At 64.9% G+C, this 21,730-nt stretch carries 19 protein-coding genes; 12 read left to right on the forward strand and 7 right to left on the reverse strand.

Translation table 11 applies throughout. The features are described from left to right. Positions 1 to 28: 28 nt before the first annotated feature. Positions 29 to 1,639, reverse strand: a complete 1,611-nt coding sequence (locus tag ML401_RS22190; RefSeq protein WP_194403025.1) for an ABC transporter substrate-binding protein — start codon at positions 1,637 to 1,639, stop codon at positions 29 to 31. A gap of 270 nt (positions 1,640 to 1,909) precedes the next feature. Here ML401_RS22190 and ML401_RS22195 point away from each other — a divergent pair, with 270 nt between their 5' ends. The 8 genes from ML401_RS22195 to ML401_RS22230 all read left to right on the forward strand — a co-directional run bounded on the left by ML401_RS22195 (position 1,910) and on the right by ML401_RS22230 (position 12,397). Continuing rightward, positions 1,910 to 3,040: a M20/M25/M40 family metallo-hydrolase gene (locus tag ML401_RS22195; RefSeq protein WP_194403026.1), complete on the forward strand. Its 1,131-nt coding sequence runs from the start codon at positions 1,910 to 1,912 to the stop codon at positions 3,038 to 3,040. A 262-nt stretch (positions 3,041 to 3,302) separates the two neighbouring features. Beyond that, complete coding sequence (locus ML401_RS22200; RefSeq protein WP_194403027.1) at positions 3,303 to 4,244, forward strand: ABC transporter permease; 942 nt, start codon at positions 3,303 to 3,305, stop codon at positions 4,242 to 4,244. Positions 4,245 to 4,263: 19 nt separating this feature from the next. Continuing rightward, on the forward strand, positions 4,264 to 5,151 hold the full coding sequence (locus tag ML401_RS22205; protein ID WP_194403028.1) for an ABC transporter permease: 888 nt from the start codon (positions 4,264 to 4,266) through the stop codon (positions 5,149 to 5,151). Positions 5,152 to 5,304: 153 nt separating this feature from the next. Then, the gene (locus tag ML401_RS22210) at positions 5,305 to 6,954 is read left to right on the forward strand and encodes an ABC transporter ATP-binding protein (RefSeq protein WP_285806920.1); all 1,650 of its coding nucleotides are present in this window, start codon (positions 5,305 to 5,307) and stop codon (positions 6,952 to 6,954) included. Between the two features lie 270 nt (positions 6,955 to 7,224). Next, the gene (locus tag ML401_RS22215; RefSeq protein ID WP_285806921.1) at positions 7,225 to 8,730 is read left to right on the forward strand and encodes a M81 family metallopeptidase; all 1,506 of its coding nucleotides are present in this window, start codon (positions 7,225 to 7,227) and stop codon (positions 8,728 to 8,730) included. A 13-nt stretch (positions 8,731 to 8,743) separates the two neighbouring features. Continuing rightward, the gene (locus tag ML401_RS22220; protein WP_211419042.1) at positions 8,744 to 9,916 is read left to right on the forward strand and encodes a M20 aminoacylase family protein; all 1,173 of its coding nucleotides are present in this window, start codon (positions 8,744 to 8,746) and stop codon (positions 9,914 to 9,916) included. Further along, entirely contained in the window at positions 9,909 to 11,330 is a 1,422-nt protein-coding gene (locus ML401_RS22225; RefSeq protein ID WP_285806922.1) for an amidase, read from the forward strand. Before ML401_RS22220 ends, ML401_RS22225 begins: the two co-directional genes overlap by 8 nt. A 176-nt stretch (positions 11,331 to 11,506) precedes the next feature. After that, positions 11,507 to 12,397, forward strand: coding sequence for a crotonase/enoyl-CoA hydratase family protein (locus ML401_RS22230; protein WP_285806923.1), 891 nt, complete (start codon positions 11,507 to 11,509; stop codon positions 12,395 to 12,397). A gap of 80 nt (positions 12,398 to 12,477) precedes the next feature. Here ML401_RS22230 and ML401_RS22235 read toward each other — a convergent pair whose 3' ends face one another. From ML401_RS22235 to ML401_RS22245, 3 genes are all read right to left on the reverse strand, one after another. Next, complete coding sequence (locus ML401_RS22235) at positions 12,478 to 13,476, reverse strand: NADPH:quinone oxidoreductase family protein (protein ID WP_285806924.1); 999 nt, start codon at positions 13,474 to 13,476, stop codon at positions 12,478 to 12,480. Continuing rightward, on the reverse strand, positions 13,476 to 14,084 hold the full coding sequence (locus ML401_RS22240; RefSeq protein WP_211419038.1) for a 2-hydroxychromene-2-carboxylate isomerase: 609 nt from the start codon (positions 14,082 to 14,084) through the stop codon (positions 13,476 to 13,478). Before ML401_RS22240 ends, ML401_RS22235 begins: the two co-directional genes overlap by 1 nt. A gap of 127 nt (positions 14,085 to 14,211) precedes the next feature. Next, entirely contained in the window at positions 14,212 to 14,913 is a 702-nt protein-coding gene (locus ML401_RS22245; protein ID WP_285806925.1) for a glutathione S-transferase N-terminal domain-containing protein, read from the reverse strand. A 143-nt stretch (positions 14,914 to 15,056) separates the two neighbouring features. Here ML401_RS22245 and ML401_RS22250 point away from each other — a divergent pair, with 143 nt between their 5' ends. Then, positions 15,057 to 16,079 carry a methionine synthase gene (locus ML401_RS22250; RefSeq protein WP_285806926.1) on the forward strand — a complete coding sequence of 341 codons (1,023 nt, stop codon included), beginning with the start codon at positions 15,057 to 15,059 and terminating at the stop codon, positions 16,077 to 16,079. Between the two features lie 22 nt (positions 16,080 to 16,101). Here ML401_RS22250 and ML401_RS22255 read toward each other — a convergent pair whose 3' ends face one another. From ML401_RS22255 to ML401_RS22265, 3 genes are read right to left on the reverse strand one after another with little or no spacing between them, the layout of a single operon-like run. Beyond that, positions 16,102 to 16,764, reverse strand: a complete 663-nt coding sequence (locus ML401_RS22255) for a hypothetical protein (protein ID WP_285806927.1) — start codon at positions 16,762 to 16,764, stop codon at positions 16,102 to 16,104. Between the two features lie 24 nt (positions 16,765 to 16,788). Continuing rightward, on the reverse strand, positions 16,789 to 17,316 hold the full coding sequence (gpt, locus tag ML401_RS22260) for a xanthine phosphoribosyltransferase (RefSeq protein WP_063195254.1): 528 nt from the start codon (positions 17,314 to 17,316) through the stop codon (positions 16,789 to 16,791). 40 nt (positions 17,317 to 17,356) lie between these two features. Continuing rightward, positions 17,357 to 18,094, reverse strand: coding sequence for a molybdopterin-binding protein (locus ML401_RS22265; protein WP_285806928.1), 738 nt, complete (start codon positions 18,092 to 18,094; stop codon positions 17,357 to 17,359). A 276-nt stretch (positions 18,095 to 18,370) separates the two neighbouring features. Between ML401_RS22265 and ML401_RS22270 the strand changes: the two genes are divergently transcribed. The 3 genes from ML401_RS22270 (at position 18,371) to ML401_RS22280 (ending at position 21,689) form a co-directional block, all read left to right on the forward strand. Then, positions 18,371 to 19,789, forward strand: a complete 1,419-nt coding sequence (locus ML401_RS22270) for a circularly permuted type 2 ATP-grasp protein (protein ID WP_285806929.1) — start codon at positions 18,371 to 18,373, stop codon at positions 19,787 to 19,789. 4 nt (positions 19,790 to 19,793) lie between these two features. Continuing rightward, the gene (locus ML401_RS22275; RefSeq protein ID WP_194403041.1) at positions 19,794 to 20,738 is read left to right on the forward strand and encodes an alpha-E domain-containing protein; all 945 of its coding nucleotides are present in this window, start codon (positions 19,794 to 19,796) and stop codon (positions 20,736 to 20,738) included. A gap of 102 nt (positions 20,739 to 20,840) precedes the next feature. Beyond that, the gene (locus ML401_RS22280; protein WP_211419033.1) at positions 20,841 to 21,689 is read left to right on the forward strand and encodes a transglutaminase family protein; all 849 of its coding nucleotides are present in this window, start codon (positions 20,841 to 20,843) and stop codon (positions 21,687 to 21,689) included. The last annotated feature ends 41 nt before the right edge of the window (positions 21,690 to 21,730 follow it).

Raw genomic sequence — 21,730 nt, forward strand, 5'->3', positions numbered from 1 at the left:
CGAGGCGCCTTCCTCACTGGACTAGGCCCTACTCCGACTTGTCGACGTTCCAGAACAGCGGCGTTGCGGGACCGTCGAGCACGCCGGTCAGCGATTTGCGCCAGCCGCTCGGCAGCAGGTATTGCCCGAGCGGGATGTAGATCACCTGCTCGTAGGCTTCCTTCTGGATGTCGGCAGCGATCTTCTTCTGCTCGTCAAGCGAGGGCGCGCGGACGAAGGCGTCCTTGAGCTGCTCGATCTTGGGGTCTTCCGCCCAGCCGAACCAGCCGCCCTTCTTGCCCTGGCCGCCGATCGAGAGATTGGCGATCGGGTTGGAGACGTCGGCCGCGACCCAGTTGGTGAAGAACATGTTCCAGCCGCCTTCCTTCGGCGGCTTCTGGCTGGCTCTGCGGCTCACCACGGTCTGCCAGTCGGTCGCCTGCAGGTCGACCTTGAAGCCGGCCTCACGCAGCAGCTGGGCCGCGACGATCGGCTGGGCCTTCAGGGTCGTGACGTCGCCGGGTGCCATGATCACGACGGGAGTGCCGTCGTAGCCAGACTCGGCGAGCGCCTTCTTGGCTTCGGCCATGCCGTTACCCTTCACCAGGGTTTCGCCGCCGACCTCGGTTGCCAGCGGCGTGTCGCACACGAAGAAGGCACCGCAGATCTTCTGGTACTTGGCGTTGCCGATCAGCGCGTCGAGCACGTCCTTCTGGTTCATCGCCAGAAGAGCGGCGCGGCGCACCTTCACGTTGTCGAACGGCGGATAGAGGAAGTTCATGCGGCCGAGGGTCTGGAAGCCGAACTTGTTTGAGACCTCGATCGTGATCTCCTTGTTCGCTTCAAGCACCGGCAGCATGTCGTAGGGCAGGTTCTCCATGAAATCGATGTCGCCCGACTGCAGCGCGTTCACCGCCGTCTGCGAGTCCGGCATGGTGATCCATTCGACGCGGTCGACCTTCGCCACCTTGCCGCCGGAGGTCCAGCTCGCCGGCTCCTTGCGCGGCACGTAGTCGGTGTTCTTGACGTAGACGGCCTTCACGCCGGGCTGGAATTCCGACGCCACGAACTTGAAGGGACCCGATCCGATCTGCTCGGGGATCTGCTTGTCCGCCGGCGTCTCGGCGAGACGCTTCGGCATCATGAAGGCGACGCGGGAGGACGGCTTGCCGATGGAGTCTAGCACGAGGCCGTAGGGCTCCTTCAGCTTCAACGTGATGGTCTTGGCGTCGGTCGCCTCGATGCTCGCGGTGAAGTCCATGAGCTTCTGGCCCATGCCGTCGACCGCGGCCCAGCGCTTCAGCGAAGCGACGCAGTCTTCCGCCGTCACCGGTGCGCCGTCATGCCATTTCAGGCCGTCGCGCAGCGTGAAGGTGTAGGTGAGCTTGTCGTCGGAGATCTTCCAATCCGCCATCTGCGGCTGGATCTTGAAGGTCGAATCAGGAGCCACCAGCGTGTCGTAGACCATGTAGCCGTGGTCACGCGTGATGTAGGCCGTGGTGAAGATCGGGTCGATGATGCGCAGATCGGAATGCATCACCGCCGTGATGGTCTTGCCGGCTGCGAGCACCGGCGAAGCCAGCGCCGTCGAAAGCGCGACGACAGACAGCGCAAGTTTGGAGGCGAACGCGCGAGGCCCCCGGCGCATGAAGTGCAACATAAAAAGTTTCTCCTGACGTGAAACTGTTCAAAGGCGGGTTATTGATTGAGCATGTGGTTCGTTCTTTGGGCGAACTAACCCCATACAATGCCTTTATCTTTCGAGACTTGCAGACAGTGCCCAGCGCGTCAATCCGGTTTCGCTGCAAGCCATGGCGGCGCGGCCACGGGCTCTACAAGGATCGGTTTGGCTCTACAACACTGTCCGCTCGTCTCGTCCCCGCGGCGATGCAATGCGCGTTCCATCTTTCGAAGCCTGAGAGACATTCAGATGAATCCAGCCAATCTTCCCTTCGATTCCGAGGCCATGCTCGAAGGCCTGCGCACCTGGGTGGAATGCGAGAGCCCGACCTGGGATGCAGATGCCGTCAACCGGATGCTCGATATCGCAGCGCGGGATATGGCGATCATGGGTGCGACGATCGAGCGCATCGCCGGCCGGCAGGGCTTCGGCGGCGTGATCCGCGCGCGCTTTCCGCATCCGAAGCAGGGCGAGCCCGGCATCCTGATCGCCGGCCATATGGATACCGTCCACCCGGTCGGCACCATCGAGAAGCTGAAATGGCGGCGCGAGGGCAACAGATGCTACGGTCCCGGCATCTACGACATGAAGGGCGGCAACTACCTCTCGCTGGAAGCGATCCGGCAGCTGGCGCGCGCATCCTTCACCACGCCGCTGCCGATCACCGTGCTGTTCACGCCGGACGAGGAAGTCGGCACGCCCTCGACACGCGACATCATCGAAGCGGAGGCCGCACGCAACAAATACGTGCTGGTGCCCGAGCCCGGCCGTGCCGACAACGGCGTCACCACCGGACGTTATGCCATCGCACGTTTCAATCTCGAGGCGACGGGCCGGCCGAGTCATGCCGGCGCGACGTTGTCGGCGGGACGCTCGGCGATCCGCGAGATGGCGCGGCAGATCCTCGCAATCGATGCGATGACGAGCGAGGACTGCACCTTCTCGGTCGGCGTCGTGCATGGCGGGCAATGGGTCAATTGCGTTGCCACGACCGCCACCGGCGAAGCGCTCTCCATGGCCAAGCGGCAGGCCGATCTCGACCGCGGCGTCGAGCGGATGCTGGCGCTGTCGGGCACGACCAACGACGTCGCCTTCAAGGTGACGCGCGGCGTGACGCGTCCTGTGTGGGAGCCGGACGCGGGCACGATGGCGCTGTATGAGAAGGCGCGCGGCATCGCCAAATCTCTCGGCGCGGAATTACCGCATGCGAGCTCCGGCGGCGGCTCCGACGGCAACTTCACCGGAGCGATGGGAATTCCCACCCTCGACGGCCTGGGCGTGCGCGGAGCCAACGGCCACACGCTGGAGGAGTATATCGAAGTCGAGAGTCTCGTTGAGCGCGGCCGCCTGATGGCGGGGCTGCTGGCGACGCTGGAGTGATTTTTGAGCCGGTCATTCCGGGGCGGCGCGACGCGTCGACCTATGGTGCGCGCTTGTGCAGCCGGAATCTCGAGATTCCGGGTTCGCGCCTTCGACGCGCCCCGGAATGACAGCTCGCCATAGGGAAAGACGCCCCTCCCGAAACGATTGACCGCACTGCAATAACTGTGGCCCTGATGGCACGGGAATTGCTGAAATGTTAGGCTGGTGGCAGAACACCGTAATCGCTGCCGCGATTTGACTCTAATCAGACGGATCCAACTTGCTCGGATATCTCCTTCGCCGAATCTTCGCCGCCGTGCCCGTGATGGGCGTCGTCGCGCTGTTCGTCTTCCTTCTGCTCCGCCTCACGCCGGGCGATCCCGCCGCAATTCTGGCCGGCGACAATGCGACGCCCGAGCGGCTGGAGCGCATCCGCACGTCGCTGGGCCTCAACGAGCCCCTGATCGTGCAGTTCATCACCTGGGTGAACAAGCTGCTGCACGGCGATCTCGGGACTTCGCTGATCTCCAACCTGCCCGTCATGAAGATGATCGGCCAGCGCGTCGAGCCGTCGATCTCGATCGCGCTGTCGACCATCATCCTCGCCGTGATCGTCGCGGTTCCCCTGGGCGTGATCGCGGCGTGGAAGCACGGCACCTGGATCGACCGCTTCGTGATGGGGCTGTCGGTGCTCGGCTTTTCGGTGCCGGTGTTCGTGGTCGGCTACATCCTGATCCAGGTCTTCGCGATCGAGCTGCGCTGGGTTCCGGTGCAGGGGTTCAAGAGCATCAGTGCCGGATTCGGACCTTTCTTCGAGCGCATGATCCTGCCGACCTGCGCGCTCTCCTTCATCTACATCGCGCTGATTGCGCGCATGACGCGCGCGGCGATGCTCGACGTTCTGGGTGAGGATTACGTGCGAACGGCGCGTGCGAAAGGCATCAACGAGGTCGCCGTGATGATGCGGCATGCGCTGCGCAACGCTGCCGTTCCCGTGATCACGGTGATCGGTACCGGCTTTGCGCTGCTGATCTCGGGCGTCGTCGTCACCGAGAGCGTGTTCAACATCCCCGGCATCGGCCGCCTCACCGTGGATGCGGTGCTGGCGCGCGACTATCCCGTGATCCAGGCGATGATCCTGTTGACTTCGCTGATCTACGTCGTCGTCAATCTTCTCATCGACGTCGCCTACACCCTGCTCGATCCCCGGATCCGGTACTGAGGCAAGGACAAGGACAAACATGTCGGTCGATACCCTTCCCCAGTCGTCCATTCCGATCACGTCGCCGCTGCGGCCGCGCTTCGGCTTCCTCACCTCGACGCCCATCATCGCCACCGCAACGGTCCTGCTCGCGCTGATCATCCTGATCTCGATCCTCGCGCCGCTGATCGCGCCGCATGATCCGATCCAGCTCGCGCCGTCGCAGCGGCTCAAGCCGTCATCCGCACAATTCCTGCTCGGCACCGACGCCTATGGCCGTGACCTGGCGTCGCGCGTGCTCTATGGCGGCCGCATCTCGCTGCTGATCGGCATCGGCTCAGCCATCCTGTCGATCGTCATCGGGCTCGCGATCGGTCTCGTCTCCGGCTTCTTCAAGCTGGTCGATGCCGTGCTGATGCGCGTCATGGACGGCCTGATGGCGATGCCGAGCATCCTGCTCGCGATCGCCGTGGTGTCGCTGTCCGGGGCCAGCCTCTGGACCGTGCTGATCGCGATCACCATCCCCGAGATTCCGCGCGTGGCGCGCCTGGTACGCTCCGTCGTGCTGTCGGCGCGCGAGGAGCCTTATGTCGAGGCGGCGATCTCGGTCGGCTCGTCCCTGCCGAAGATCATGTTGCGGCACCTGATGCCGAACACGGTGGCGCCGCTGATTGTCCAGGGCACCTATATCTGCGCCAGCGCCATCCTCACCGAGGCCATCCTATCCTTCCTCGGCGCCGGCATCTCGCCGGAGACGCCGACCTGGGGCAACATCATGGCCGAGGGCCGCCAGTACTTCCAGATCAAGCCGTCGCTGATCTTCTGGCCCGGCCTGCTGCTCTCGATCGCCATCCTCAGCATCAACCTCATCGGCGACGCCGCCCGCGACGCCCTCGATCCGCGCATGAAGCAGCGGGAGGGGAAGTGAAGCAATTGACGTTGTCATTCCGGGCCGCGGCTCTTGGCGCGAACCCGGAATCCATTTCACCACATGTGCTGCGGCCCGATGGATTCCCAGGTGCGCAATTGCGCACCAGGGCTGGCGACCTTGTCGCGCCCCGGAATGACGGAGAGATTTGACGTGACCGACACCATCCTCGACATCAACAACCTCGTCGTCTCCATCGGCAAGAAGCCGAATGGGCCGAAGATCATCGACGGCATCTCGATCCAGGTCCGCGAGCGCGAGACGCTGTGTCTCGTCGGCGAAAGCGGCTCAGGCAAGTCGGTGACCTCGCTCACCACGATGGGCCTGTTGCCGAAGGGCACGCTGGTTCCTACCGCCGGCAGCGTCAAGCTGGTCGGCGAGGAGATCCTCACGGCGACCGACCGCCGCCTCCGCCAATTGCGCGCGACCAAGATGGCGATGATCTTCCAGGAGCCGATGACTGCGCTCAACCCGGTGGTTCCGGTCGGACGCCAGATCGACGAAGTCTTGCGCGCGCATACCAGCCTCGACGCCCGGGCGCGCAAGAAGCGCATCCTCGACATGATGGAGCAGGTCCACCTGCCCCAGGTCGAGCGCATCTTCGCCTCCTACCCGCACCGGCTCTCCGGCGGCCAGCGCCAGCGCATCATGATCGCGATGGCCCTCGTGCTGGAGCCGAAGCTGCTGATCGCGGACGAACCGACCACCGCGCTCGACGTCACCACACAGAAGCAGATCCTGTTGCTGATCCGCGAGCTGCAGCGCGATCACGGCACAGCCGTGCTGTTCATCACCCACGACATGGGCGTGGTGGCCGAGATCGCCGACCGCGTGGCGGTGATGCGGCAGGGCCGGCTGGTCGAAACCGGCCCGCTCGAAACCGTGCTGCGCAATCCCACCATGGACTATACCCGCAACCTGCTGGCCTCGGTCCCGAGCCTGGTGCCGCGGGCGCCGCGCGAGGAAAGCCGCGAGCCGATCGTGCTCGAGGCCAACGAGCTCAGCAAGGTCTACAAGGAGCGCGCCTTCTTCGGCAAAGGCCGCGAGGTCGTCGCCGCCGACAAGGTGACGCTGACGCTGCGCAAAGGCCGCACGCTCGGCATCGTCGGCGAAAGCGGCTCCGGCAAGTCGACTGTGGCGCGCTGCATCGTGCGCCTGATCGATCCGACCTCCGGCGGCGTGCGCCTTGCCGGGCGCGAGATCGCCGACATCTCGCGGCGTCTGCTGCAGCCGCACCGACAGAAGATCCAGATCGTGTTCCAGGATCCCTACCGCTCGCTCAATCCGCGCGTCACCGTCGGCGAGAGTATTGCGGAAGGCCCGATCAATTACGGCGTCGCGCACGCTGAGGCGATAAAACGCGCTCGCGAGTTGCTCGAACTGGTCGGCCTGCCCGCCGACGCGGTGTCGCGCTATCCGCACCAGTTCTCGGGCGGCCAGCGTCAGCGCATCGCCATTGCGCGCGCGCTCGCGCTCGATCCGGACGTGCTGGTCGCGGACGAGGCGGTCTCCGCGCTCGACGTCTCCGTGCAGGCGCAGGTGCTGGAACTGCTCGACGAGATCCAGCAGCGGCTCGGCATCGCCATCCTGTTCATCACCCACGATCTGCGCGTCGCGGCGCAAATCTGCGACGAGGTCGTGGTGATGCAGCACGGCCGCGTCGTCGAACAGGGCCCCGCCGCCGAGGTGCTGACGCATCCGAAGCAGGCCTACACCAAGGCGCTGCTGGACGCCGCGCCGGGGCGTAACTGGGACTTTGCGAACTTCCGGCCGGTGTCGGAAGGCGTCGGGGCAAGCGCCTAAGTCAACTCTCCCCTGGTCATTTCCGGGGCATCGCGAAGCGACGAGTTATGGTGCGTAATGGCGCACCAGAGAATCCATCGGGCCTCAGACTCTGTCGCAAGATGGATTCCGGGCTCGCGCCAGGTGGCGCGCTCCGGAATGACGGCGAAGTGTGAGACGCAGCATTCCCAAAACAGCTTGAGGCCATGCGCGGCGCGATGGCCTCTCACCTTGCTCTCCGCGCAAAGCCAAGGCTAATTTCGCGCACTTTCCAATGCTGGACTTGAATTGATGACACGTATCGCCGTCGGCGGCTTCCTGCACGAAACCAACACCTTTGCTCCCACCAAGGCGACCTTCGCCGATTTCCAGCATGGCGGGGGCTGGCCGGCGATGACGGAAGGCGCCGACGTGCTGAAGGTGATGCGGGGCATCAATGTCGGCCTTGCCGGCTTCGTCGACAGCGCCGAAGCCAACGGCTGGGAACTCATCCCGACGATTGCTGCCGCTGCGAGCCCCTCCGCGCATGTCACCAAGGACGCCTTCGAGCGCATCGTGAAGGTGATGATCGACGGCATCAAGGCCGCCGGCCCGATCGACGCGGTCTATCTCGATCTGCACGGCGCGATGGTGACCGAGCATCTCGACGACGGCGAAGGCGAGATCCTGGCGCGCGTGCGCCGTGTCATCGGCAAGGACGTTCCGCTGGTCGCCAGCCTCGACCTGCACGCCAACGTCACGCCCGAGATGATGGAACACGCGGACGCGCTGATCGCCTATCGCACCTATCCGCACATCGACATGGCCGACACCGGCCGCGCCTGCGCGCGGCATCTGGCGCTGCTGCTGAAGACCAGGCAGCGCTTTGCAAAGTCGTTCCGGCAATTGCCGTTCCTGATTGCGATCAGCTGGCAATGCACCAATGACTTCCCTACCAAGGGCATCTACGAAAGGCTCGCCGCCTTGGAGACCGATGCGGTTCCGACGCTCTCCTTCGCGCCCGGCTTTCCAGCCGCCGACTTCCGCGATTGCGGGCCGAGCGTGTTTGCCTATGGCAGGACGCAGGGCGACGCCGACCGCGCGGCGGACGCGCTTCTGAAGCTGGTCGAAAGCCACGAGGACGATTTCGACGGCAAGATCTGGTCGCCCGACGACGGCGTGCGCCACGCCATGGAGCTTGCGAAGAGCGCGAGCAAGCCGATCATCATCGCCGACACCCAGGACAATCCCGGCGCCGGCGGCGATTCCGACACCACAGGCATGCTGCGCGCACTGGTGCGCAACAGAGCGAGCGCGGCGACCGGGGCGATCTACGATCCGGAATCCGCGAAGGCCGCGCATGCGGCCGGCGTCGGCGCCACCGTCACGCTTTCGCTCGGCGGCAAGTCCGGCATTCCCGGTGACGCGCCCTACACCGAGACCTTCGTCGTCGAGCAATTGTCCGACGGCCGCTTTATCGCGCCCGGCCCCTATTATGGCGGCCGCGAGATGGAGATGGGCCCCTCAGCAGCCTTGCGCATCGGCGACGTCCGCGTCGTCGTCTCCTCGCATAAGGCCCAGCTCGCCGACCAGGCGATGTATCGCTATGTCGGCATCGAGCCGACGCAGGAGAAGATCCTGGTCAACAAGAGCTCGGTGCACTTCCGTGCCGATTTCGAGCCGATCGCTGCGAGCCTGATGATCTGCGCCGCCCCCGGCGCGATGCCGGCCGACACCGCTTCCCTGCCCTGGACGCGCCTGCGGCCGGGCATCCGCATCAAGCCGAACGGCCCCGTTTTCAATCCTCCCTCACGCTAACCGGACAGGACCCATGCCCACACTTGAGCGCATCGACGGCTATGCCGACGAACTCACCGCTATCAGACGCGACCTCCACGCCCATCCCGAGATCGGCTTCGAGGAAGTGCGCACCTCCGGCATCGTCGCCGACAAGTTGAAGAGCTGGGGCATCGAGGTGCATCGCGGTCTCGGCGGCACCGGCGTGATCGGCGTCATCAAGGGCAAGGGCACGGGCAGCAAGCGCATCGGCCTGCGCGCCGACATGGACGCGCTGCCGATGGAAGAGAACACCAATCTGAAATGGAGCTCGAAGATCCCCGGCCGCTTCCACGGCTGCGGCCATGACGGCCACACCACCATGCTGCTCGGCACCGCCCGCTATCTCGCCGAGACCCGGAATTTCGACGGCACCGTGCACCTGATCTTCCAGCCGGCCGAGGAAGGGCTCGGCGGCGCCCGCGCGATGATCAAGGACGGCCTGTTCGAGAAGTTTCCCTGCGACGAGCTCTACGGCCTGCACAACGCGCCGGATCTCGATCACGGCGAGATCGCGATCCTGCCCGGCCCCGCGATGGCCAGCGCCGACTTCTTCGACCTGCGCATCACCGGCTACGGCGCGCATGGCGCGATGCCCGAGCGCTCCAAGGACGCGGTGATTATCGCGACCACGCTGGCGCAGGCGATCCAGACCATCGTCAGCCGCAACGTCGAGCCGCTGCAGGCCGCGGTGGTGTCGATTACCCAGATCCACGCGGGCTCAGCCTACAACGTCATTCCGGGCGATGCGCATCTCTGCGGCACCATCCGCACCTTCTCGAAGGAGGTCCGCAGCCTGGTCAGCGAACGCATCCGCACGATCTGCGCCGGCATCGCAAGCGCCTACCAATGCGTGATCGACGTCGACATCCGCGACACCTTCGGCGTGCTGGTCAACCAGGTCGAACAGTCCAAGGTGGTCGAGGAGGTCGCACGCACCATCGTCGACCCCGCCAAGGTGATCACCCGCGCCCAGCCCAAGATGGGCAGCGAGGATTTCGCCGACATGCTGGAGACGATTCCCGGTGCCTATTTCTGGGTCGGCCATGACGGCTCGGTGCCGGTGCACAATCCCGGCTTCGTGCTCGACGACAAGATCCTGCCGATCGGCGCCAGCATGTTCGCCCGCATCATCGAGACCCGCATGCCGGTAGGTGCTCATGCATAAAAAGAGCGTCGAGGATGCGGTCACCTCGCTGCACGATCTGTCCGCGGTCGATCTGATCGCGGGCTATCGCGCCAAGCAATTCTCGCCGAGCGAGGTGCTGGAGGATCTGCTCGCGCATGTCGCGGCATGGGAACCGCATCTGAAGGCGCTCTATGCGTTCGATCCCGACAGCGCGCGCGAAGCCGCCAAGGCCTCGACCGCGCGCTGGAGCGGCGGCGAGCCATCCGGCGCGCTCGACGGCGTGCCCGTCACGGTGAAGGACAACATCGCGACCAAGGGCGTGCCGGTGCCGCTGGGCGCGGCCAGCGTCAAGCTCGTTCCGGCCGAGAAGGACGCCCCGCCCGCCGCGCGGCTGCGCGAGGCCGGCGCGATCATTTTCGCCAAGACCACCATGCCCGATTACGGCATGCTGTCCTCCGGACTCTCCAGCTTCCACGCGCTGGCGCGCAACCCGTGGGACCTCACCAAGAATCCCGGCGGCTCCAGCGCGGGCGCAGGGGCTGCAGCGGCGGCCGGCTATGGCCCGTTGCATCTCGGCACCGATATCGGCGGCTCAGTGCGCCTGCCCGCGGGCTGGTGCGGGCTCGTCGGCCTGAAGCCGAGCTTCGGCCGCGTGCCGATCGATCCCACCTATGTCGGGCGCGTCGCCGGGCCCATGACCCGCACGGTCGACGATTGCGCGCTGATGATGAGCGTGATCGCAAAGCCCGACCGGCGCGACGGGATGAGCCTGCCCGCCGAGCCGCTCAACTGGAAGGGTCTCGAAAAATCTCCGCGAAAACTGCGCATCGGATTGATGCTCGATGCCGGCGTCGGCCTGCCGGCAGAACGAGCGGTCCGCGACGTCGCGGTGAAGGCCGCAAAGGCGTTCGAATCCGCAGGCAGCGTCGTCACCGAGGTCGACGGCATCCTCACGCCCGAGATGCTCGACGGTCTCGACAATTTCTGGCGTGCAAGGATGTGGGACGATCTGGCGAAGCTGACGCCGGCCGAGCAGGCCAAGGTGCTGCCCTACATCTTCAGATGGGGCGAGTCCGGTGCGAAGCTCTCGGGCGTCGACGTGATCCGCGGCTTCAATCAGACCATGGCGATCCGGGCCGCGGCCGGAAAACTGTTCTGCGAGCTCGACTATGTGATCTCGCCGACCGCGCCGAACGTGAACTATGCGGCGGAATGGGCTTCGCCGACCAACGATCCGATGAGGCCATTCGAGCACATCTGCTATACCGTGCCGTGGAATATGTCGGAGAACCCTGCGATCTCCGTCAACGGTGGCTTCGACGCCCAGGGCTTTCCCATCGGCGTGCAGATCGTCGGCCGGCGCTTCGACGATATCGGCGTGCTCGGCATGGCCAAGGCGTTCGAGGCCCTGCGCGGCCCGCAGCGGCCGTGGCCCAAGCCGCCGGCGAAGTAGCCGCACTCTGTCATTTCGGGTTGCGCCCACTTGGCGCAAGCCCGGAATCCATTCATCGGCACTACTGGTGCCGATTGATGGATTCTGACGTGCGCAATTGCGCCGTAGCTCGCGCTTCGCGCGCCGCGAAATGGCGTGCTAGAGAGACCGATAAAGAAACCGGGAAGGAAACCACCATGGCGTATGAGACGATCAAATACGAGGTCGCCGAGCAGATCCTCACCATCACGCTGAACCGGCCCGACAAGCTCAACGCCTTCAACGCGCAGATGCAAGCCGAGTTGATCGACGCGTTCGACGCCGCCGACAAGGACGACAACGTCCGCGCCATCATCGTCACAGGCGCCGGCCGCGGCTTTTGCGCGGGCGCCGATCTCTCTTCCGGCGCCGACACCTTCGATCGCGACGCGCGGCGCGGGCCCGTGAAGCGCTTCGCCGACGGCGAGGTCGACTACAGCGATCCGCAGGTGCGCGACGGCGGCGGCCAGGTGACCTTGCGCATCTTCAAATGCCTGAAACCGGTGATCGCCGCGGTGAATGGTCCCGCGGTCGGCATCGGCGTCACCATGCAGCTCGCGATGGACATCCGTATTGCCTCCGACGCTGCGCGGTTCGGCTTCGTGTTCTCCCAGCGCGGCATCGTGCCGGAGGCGGCTTCGAGCTGGTTCCTGCCGCGCATCGTCGGGATCTCCCAGGCGCTGGAATGGTGCTATTCGGGCCGCGTCTTCCCGGCCCAGGAAGCCCTCGCCGGCCGTCTCGTCAGCAAGGTCGTCGCGCCAGATGATCTGCTGCCGACGGCTCGCGCGCTCGCCAAGGAATTTGCCGCGAAGACAGCGCCGGTCTCGGTGGCGCTGATCCGCCAGATGATGTGGCGCATGATGGGCGCCGACGATCCCATGGAAGCCCACAAGGTCGACAGCCGGGGCATCTATGCCCGCGGCCGCTCGGACGACGTGAAGGAAGGCGTGGTGTCGTTTTTGGAGAAGCGTCCGGCGCAGTTCAAGAACAAGGTCTCGACCGACATGCCGGACTATTTCCCGTGGTGGACCGAGCGGGAGTACAAATAAGTTCGTAGGCGGGTTAGCCGAAGGCGTAACCCGCCTCTTCTCTTGAGGCAGAACGGCGGGTTACGCTTCGCTAACCCGCCCTACGGGTTCATCGGCACCGAACAGTCCATCGTCAGCGCCACTCGCCCGATCGCCTTGCGGTCGATCAGGAGCCGCATTGCCTTCGCATAGTCCTGCAGCGGCACGCGGTGTGAGATGTTGGGGCGCAGCTTGCCCTGCTCCGCCCATTGCAGCAGCGCCTTCAGGCGCACCTGCCCGAGCGCAGGGTTCTTTCGGACCGCTTCGCCGGCGCGCACGCCGAGCACGCTGGCGCCTTTGATCAGCAGGAGGTTGGTCCTGGCCGAACCGATGCCGCCGGTGAAGCCAATCACCAGCAGTCGCGCGCCCCAGGCGATGCAGCGCATCGAATCTTCAAACACCTGGCCGCCGACGGGATCGAACACGACGTCCGCGCCGCGACCATCTGTGATGCGCTTGACGGCATCGCGAAACGGTTCGCGGTCGTAGCGGACGAGATGATCGGCGCCGCGCGATTGCGCTATGGCGAGCTTCTCGTCGCTGGACGCGGTCGCGATCACGATGGCGCCCAGCATCTTGCCGATCTCGACGGCGGCCAATCCCGTGCCGCCGCCTGCGCCGTGCACCAGCAGCACCTCGCCCGGTTCGACCCGGCCGCGATCGATCAGCGCATGATAGGCCGTGCCATGACCGGCGAGGTAGGTCGCGGCCTCCGCGTAGTCGAATGTCGACGGCATCGGCGTCAGTTGCGCAGGTGTCACCACCGCTTCATCAGTAAACGCGCCGTGGCGCATCTTCACGATGACCTTGTCGCCGATGACAACGCCTTTCACCTCGGCGCCGATCTCGGTCACGTCGCCGGCGGCTTCCATGCCGGGCGTGAACGGCAGCTCCGGCTTGAGCTGGTACTCACCGGCCGCCATCAGCACGTCAGGGAAATTCAGCCCGGCGGCGCGGATCGCAACGCGCACCTCGCCCGGATTCAGGGGGCGCGACGGAAACTCCTCGAGCCGCAATTTTTCGGGCTCGCCGAGCGAGCGGCAGACGACGGCGCGCACCATCAGGCCGCGCTCGCCTTGCTGCGCAGAAGCGCCTCGCGGATCAGCGGCAGGCGGTCATTGCCGAAATACATGTCGGTCTTATTCACGAAGATCGTCGGTGAGCCGAAGCCGCCGCGGGCGACGACCTCTTCCGTATTCGCCTTGAGCTGATCCTTGATCCCCTGCTCCGAGATGCCCGCGAAGAATTTTGACTCGTCAACGCCAACCTTTTTGCAGATGTCGGCAAGCACCGCGTCCTGCGAGATGTCTTGGTCGTCACCCCAATAGGTCTCGAACAAGGCGGTTGCGAACGGCACCATGTCCTTGCCGAGCCAGATGCAGCCGCGCATCGCTTTGACGCTGTTCACCGGAAACACCGTCGGCGGCATCTTGATCGCAAGGCCGGCGGAACGTGCCCAGTCGGCCAGATCCTTCTTCATGTAGCGCGCCTTCAGCGGCACCGGCGTCTCGCGCTGGGCGTAGACGCTGGGATTGACCGTGTTGAAGATGCCGCCGACGAGGATCGGCCGCCAGACAATCTCGGCCCCGAGCTCTTTCGCGAGCGGCTGGATGTTGTGGAAGGCGAGATAGGTCCAGGGGCTGGAGCAGTCGAAGAAGAATTCGATCATGGTGGTTCCTCATGTCTGTCATTCCGGGATGCGCCAAAGGCGCAGGCCCGGAATCCATTTCGCCTCTCGTTCCGCGGCCCGATGAATTCCGGGCTCGCGACTGCGTCGCGCCCCGGAATGACGGTGCCTACTTCCGTCCCAGCACTTCCTTAGCCTTCTGCCCGAACATGATCTTGCGTGATTCCTCGTCGAACGGCTCTTTCACGAATTTGCCGATCGCAAGCCCTGCCTGCACCTGCGGCCTCGCGCGGACCTCGGCATACCAGCGTTTCACGTTCGGATAGTCGTCGAGCGTGAAGCCCTGCGCCTTGTGGGTCATGGTCCAGGGGAAACAGGCAATGTCGGCGATGGAATAATCGCCGGCGACAGAGGCGCCGGTCTTCTCCAGTTGCCGGTCGAGCACGCCATAGAGCCGGGCCGCCTCGTCGCGGTAGCGCTCGATCGCGTAAGGAATCTTCTCCGCCGCATAGAGCGCGAAATGCCCATGCTGGCCGAGCATCGGACCGAGGCCGGCCATCTGCCACATCACCCACTGGATCGCTGTAGAGCGGCCGCGCAGGTCGGCCGGCAGAAAGCGGCCGGTCTTTTCCGCGAGATAGATCAGGATCGCGCCGGTCTCGAAGGCCGAGAACGGCTCGCCGCCGTCGGCGGGTGCGTGGTCGACGATCGCGGGGATGCGGTTGTTCGGAGAGATCGCCAGAAACTCAGGGCTGAACTGCTCACCTGCGCGGATATTGATGGGCTTCACCGTATAGGGAAGCCCGAGCTCCTCCAGCATGATCGAGATTTTCCAGCCGTTCGGCGTCGGCGCGTAATAGAGGTCGATCATGACCTTTCCCTTGGCGTTCCCTTGACATTCCCTTGGCATTTCTCGTCGTCGCGACCGGAATAGAGAGCGACTTTCGTTGTTCTGTACCTCGACGTTAGGACATGGCAGGAAGGGGCGCAACATAACCTGCCGGGAGGGCCGCCATGCTGTTTCCATCCACGATCGCCGGCTCCTTGCCGAAGCCGGAATGGCTCGCCGAGCCCAACATGCTCTGGGCGCCCTGGAAATCGCAAGGCGAGGAGTTGCTCCGCGCCAAGCGCGACGCGACGCTGATCTGGCTGAAAATCCAGGAGGACGCCGGCGTCGACATCCTCACCGAGGGCGAGCAGGCCCGTCAGCATTTCGTCCACGGTTTCCTGGAGAAGATCGACGGCATCGATTTCGCCCACAAGGTCGAGATGGGCATCCGGAAAGATCGCTACAAGGCGATGGTCCCGCAGGTGGTCGCGCCGCTTCGTCTTAAGGATCGCGTCCATGCCTTCGAGGCGCGCGTGGCGCGCACGCACACCAAGAAGAAACTGAAGTTCACGCTGCCCGGCCCTATGACCATCATCGACACCATCGCCGATCGCTATTATGGCGATCGCGTCAAGATGGCGTTTGCTTTCGCCGAGCTGCTCAACGAGGAAGCCAAGGCCTTGCAGGCCGACGGCGTCGATCTCGTGCAGTTCGACGAGCCCGCCTTCAACGTCTACATGGACGAGGTCAATGATTGGGGCATCAAGGCGCTGGAGCGCGCCGCGCAGGGACTGACCTGCACCACCGCCGTGCACATTTGCTACGGCTACGGCATCAAGGCCAATACCGACTGGAAAGAAACGCTCGGCACGCAGTGGCGGCAATACGAGCAGATCTTTCCGGCGATCGATGCGAGCCCGATCCAGCAGGTCGCGATCGAATGCCGCAACTCGAAGGTCCCGCTCGACCTGCTCGCGCTCCTGAAGAACAAGATCGTGCAGGCCGGCGTGATCGATGTCGCCAGCGACACAGTGGAGACCGCCGAGGACGTCGTGAAGGTGATCGAGGCCGTGTCGAAATTCGTGCCGAAGAGCAACCTCATCGCCACCACCAATTGCGGCATGGCGCCGATGCGGCGCGAGATCGCCGAAGCCAAGCTGATGGCGCTCGGCGCCGGCGCGGCGCTGGCACGCGAGAAGCTGGGGTGATGGCCGTGATCCGGACGCTCTGCTAATCCAGAGCCGTCGGATGCAGCGCCGGCCGATATCCGGCGCTCAGCGCTCGCAATGTGGACGGGGGCGTCAGCAGCATCGCGCTCTCCAGCGCTTGCTCGGCGCGGGCATAGCCAGCTGGCGACCATAGCAGCGACCGGCCTTTTGTTATCAGAAAGCTCTGCTCGCCCTGCTGCAGCATCGCGCCGTCGGGCAATTCTGCGAGCGGCACCGGCAGCGGGTGCAGGCGCTTGCGGCCATGGTCCAGACGCTCCAGGTGCAGTTGGGCGTCCATCGCCTTCGCGCTCACCTTGCTTGCACCATTGCCCTTCTCCCAGGCCGCGCGGAAGCTGTTGGCATCGTTACGGCGGCAGAAGAAGCAGGGGCGGTGCCCTGCGGCAAAGGCGGTGGCTTCGTCGAGAAAGAACAGCTCGGTCCAGCTCCGCCGCGCCATCACCGGCCGCCGCCAACCCCGGAATTCGCACAGGCATGTGATCCAGGCCGGCGACGACCAGCGCTTGTTGAGCAGCGTCTTCGTTGCGGGATCATGGATGATGCCGCGATTGCCGGTGAAGAGGCCGCGATGCGGGGTGGCGATGATGTCGCCAGTGGGCGCGACGCGGTTTTGCAGGGGGCGAGTAGCGAATGGCGAATTGCGGGTGGAGGGGCTGCGACTCGCCATTCGCTACTCGCCATTCGCCTTTGGTCACGCCGCGCCGTCGCGCAGCGGCGGGTGGTAGGACAGCGCAGTGTCCCAGGGGAAGAATATCCAGGTGTCCTGGGAGACTTCGGTGATGAAGGTGTCGACCAGCGGGCGGCCCTTCGGCTTGGCGTAGACGGTGGCGAAATGCGCATCGGGCAGCATCTCGCGCACCAGCCTGCCGGTCTTGCCGGTGTCGACGAGGTCGTCGACGATCAAGAGGCCCTTGCCGGTGCCTCCACCGAGCTTCATGGCCTGCTCCGAAATGCCCTTGAGGACCTGCAGCTCGCCCTGCTTGTCGTGATCGTAGCTCGCGATACACACCGTATCGATCACGCGCACGCCGAGCTCGCGCGCCACGATTGCGGCCGGCACGAGGCCGCCGCGCGTGATCGCGATCACCGCGTGGAACGGACCGACCTCGTTGAGCCGCCAGGTCAGCGCCCGGCAATCCCGGTGGAATTGGTCCCACGAGACCGGAAAGGCCCTGCCCGCCCGCTCCTGTGCGCTCAGTTCCGGTGCTTCACCAGCCATCATCGTCTCCTGCATCGTAAAACGTCCGGCAAGCCGGGGCTTAGCGGCTGACGTTCAATCCTGTCAGCATCTCCTTCACCGCAGCCATCGCTGCCGCCAGCTTCTCGGGATCGCGCGAACGCACCACCAGATTGGTGTTGGGCTTCTGCTCCTCGTCCATGAAGGGATAGCTGCCGATAATGGTGTCGGGATGGGCGGCGGCGATCGCCCGCAGCGGGCTGCCGATGTCGCCCTCGCGCGCGTTGGCGCGCACCGTGTCGGAGAGCATGCGCACGCCGGATTTCAGCTTGGGCGCCACGATGTCCATCATCGCCTGCATGATCGAGGGCACGCCGGCCATGACGATGACATTGCCGATCTTGAAGCCGGGCGCGAGGATGGTCGCGCTCTGGATCAGCTCGGCGCCATCCGGGATGCGGGCCATGCGCAAGCGAGCCTCGTTGAGGTCCTGCTCGCTCCAGCGCTCGCGGAAACGGGCGACGACCTCCGGATGGTGGTCGATGCCGACGCCGAACGCCTTGGCGACGCTGTCGGCGGTGATGTCGTCATGGGTCGGCCCGATGCCGCCGGTTGTGAAGACGTAGGTGTAGCGATGCCGCAGTGAATCCAGGGCCGCGATGATGTCAGGCTCGTCGTCGGAGACAACCCGGACTTCCTTCAGGTCGATGCCGATGTTGGTCAGGTATTCGGCGATGAAGCCGATATTCTTGTCCTTGGTTCGGCCGGACAGGATTTCGTCCCCAATGACCAGAATGCCCGCCGTGACGATCTCGCTCATAACTTCAGTCCCTCACCTATGGCGCCGACTTTGCCGAGGTAACGCGTTGAAGTCACGCGGTTTTGCTGCCGAAATAAGCAGTCCTCAGCCATTTTTTCAGGCATGCCGCCGGCCATATCAGGCAAATGCCGTCCGTCCATGCTTATCGCGCTGGCCCGGCCCTTGCTACCGCATGAAAGTCATGCACTCTTGCCGCATGGCCAGGACGACGCGGCTTCACCGGGGCCTTGCGGCCTGAGCAGCGGCGCAACGCCTTGCGGAGACAAGTCGGGATCTATGGCAGTCGCGTTTGATGAAATGAACATCCCGGGCGGGGAGCTTCGCCCCGCCTATCAGGAGCTGGCGCGCTGGCTCAAGGAGACGCCCCCCGAGGCGCTCGAATATCGCCGCCAGGAGGCCGAGCTCCTGTTCCGCCGCATCGGCATCACCTTCGCGGTCTATGGCGAGGCCGAGTCCACCGAGCGCCTGATCCCGTTCGACGTGATCCCACGGATCATGTCCGGCAAGGAATGGACGCTGCTGGAGAAGGGCCTGAAGCAGCGCGTGCGCGCGCTCAACATGTTCCTGCGCGACATCTATCACGGCCGCGACATCCTGCGCGCCGAGATCGTGCCCGACGACCTCATCTTCCAGAATCCGGTGTTCCGACCTGAGATGAACGGCCAGCAGGTGCCGCACGACGTGTATGTGCACATCGCGGGCATCGACATCGTCCGGGTCGACGCCGAGGACTTCATCGTGCTGGAAGACAACGCCCGCACCCCCTCGGGCGTCTCCTACATGCTGGAAAACCGCGAGATCATGATGCGGCTGTTCCCGGATCTGTTCGCCCGCCACAGGGTGGCGCCGGTCGAACGCTATCCGGACGAGTTGCTCGCAGCGCTCCGCTCGGTGGCGCCGCAAAGCGCCTCGGGCGAGCCGACGGTGGCCCTGCTCACCCCCGGCGTCTACAACTCGGCCTATTACGAGCACTCATTCCTGGCCGACAAACTCGGCATCGAACTGGTCGAGGGCCGCGACCTCATCGTCAAGAACAACGAAGTGTTCATGCGGACGACGGAAGGGCTGAAGCGGGTCGACGTGATCTATCGCCGCGTCGACGACGATTTCCTCGATCCCCTCACCTTCCGTCCCGATTCCGTGCTGGGCGTGCCCGGGCTGATGTCGGCCTATGCGGCCGGCAACATCACGCTCGCCAACGCCGTCGGCACCGGCATCGCCGACGACAAGGCGATCTACTCCTACATGCCTGACATCGTGAAATTCTATCTCGGCGAGGAGCCGATCCTAAAGAACGTGCCGACCTGGCGCTGCCGCGAGCCGAAGGATCTCGCCTATGTGCTGGACAATCTCGGCGAGCTCGTCGTCAAGGAAGTTCACGGCTCCGGCGGCTACGGCATGCTGATCGGCCCCGCCGCGACGAAAGCCACGATCGAAGCGTTCCGCGAGAAGCTCAAGCGCGAGCCGGAAGGTTTCATCGCGCAGCCGACACTGGCGCTCTCGACCTGCCCGACCTGCACGGCGTCAGGCCTTGCGCCGCGCCACGTCGACCTCAGGCCCTTCGTGCTCACCGGCAGCAAGCGCACCACCATCGTGCCGGGCGGCCTGACACGGGTCGCGCTGAAGGAAGGCTCCCTGGTGGTGAATTCGAGCCAGGGCGGCGGCACCAAAGACACCTGGATCCTGGACGAGTAGATCGATGCTGTCGCGTACCGCCGAAAACCTCTACTGGCTCGCCCGCTACGTCGAACGGGCCGAATATCTCGCGCGCACCATCGATGCGACCTTGCGCGTCACCGCGCTTCCCGCCGCCTATATCGGCAAGACCAATGAATGGGACTCGGCGCTGCTCACCGCCGGCGTCGCCGCCAGCTTCTATCAGACCTATGAGGAAGCCAACGAGCACAACGTCGTCGACTACCTCTCCTTCTCGGCGGACAACCCGTCCTCGATCAGGAACTGCATCGAGGCGGCGCGGCTGAACTCGCGTTCGGTGCGCACCGCGCTGACCAGCGAGATGTGGGACACCATCAACTCGGCCTGGATCGAGCTTCAGGCGGTCTGGAGCAAGGGCACCTCGACGCGCGAGGACCTCGCAAAGTTCCTGCGCTTCGTGCAGGAGACCTCGCTGCGCTTCGACGGCTCGGCCTACCGCACCATGCTGCGCAACGACGCCTATTGGTTCTCGCGGATGGGCGTGCATCTGGAGCGCGCCGACAACACCGCGCGCATTCTCGACGTGAAGTATCACGTGCTGCTGCCCGAGGAGGAGCATGTCGGTGGCCCTCTCGACTTCTATCAGTGGAGCTCGATCCTGCGCTCGGTCTCGGCGCTGACGGCCTATCACTGGGTCTATCGCGAGACGCTGAAACCCTGGCTGATCGCGGACCTGCTCATCCTCAACGACACGCTGCCGCGCTCGCTGGCCAGTTGCTACGGCAATCTCGTGCGCAACCTCGACCAGATCGGCGTCGCCTATGGCCGCCAGGGCGCGGCCCAGCGCCACGCCCGCGGCATCCGCAACCGGCTGGAACACAGCAACATGAACGACATTTTCCAGCACGGCGTCCATGAATTCATTCAGGAATTCATCACGGACAATTCCAGGCTGGGCGAAATCATCACGAAGCAGTATTTGATCTGACCCACGCTGTCGTTCGGGGATGGTCCGAAAGACCAGACCCGGAACCTCGAGATTTCGGGTCTGGCGCTTCGCGCCATCCCGGAATAACGGAAATCAAACACCATGCGCCTGCGAATCCTGCACACCACGACCTATCGCTACGAGCCGCCGGCGACGAGCGTGATCCAGATCCTGCGCATGACGCCCGGCAGCCATGACGGCCAATATGTGGCGGAATGGCAGATCGACGTCTCCACGGATACCAAGCTCGACACGCATGAGGATGCGTTCGGCAACGTCACCCATGTGCTGTCCTGCGGTCCCGTCGGCGACATCCAGATCACCGCCGAAGGGCTGATCGAGACCCACGACACCGGCGGCGTGCTGCGCGGCACCGACGAACGCTTTCCGGCGGGCATGTTCCTGCGCTCGACCGACCTCACCTCCGTCAATCCGGCGATGATGGCGGTGGCGCGTCAGTTGCGCAGCGAGGCCGAGAGCGACACGCTCGGCTTCCTGCATGCGCTGATGACCCAAATTGGCGATCACATGACGTTCGACGAGGACCCGACCCATAGCGGCACCTCGGCGGCGGAGGCGTTCACGCTCAAACGAGGCGTCTGCCAGGACTACGCGCACATCTTCATTGCCTGCGCCCGCGCCGGCGGCGTGCCGGCACGCTTCGTCTCCGGCCACTTCCTGCGCGCGGACGGTCTCTCGCATCAGGACGCCGGGCACGCCTGGGCGGAAGCCTTCGTGCCGGATCTCGGCTGGGTCGGCTTCGATCCCGCCAACAGCATCTGCGCCACCGACGCCCATGTCCGCGTCGCGATCGGGCTCGACTATCTCGGCGCGGCGCCCGTGCGCGGCACCCGCTATGGCGGCGGCACGGAGACGCTGACGGTGGCCGTGAAGGTCGAGCAGGCCGGCCGCGGCGGGCCTTCGCAATCGCAATCGCAGCGGCAGAGCTAGGCGCCGCCGTCGGATCGCATCGGCCATGCTACACTCGCGGG

Origin of the sequence: Bradyrhizobium sp. 62B, assembly GCF_030272265.2 — a bacterium.
In the GTDB taxonomy this organism is placed as follows: Bacteria; Pseudomonadota; Alphaproteobacteria; order Rhizobiales; family Xanthobacteraceae; genus Bradyrhizobium.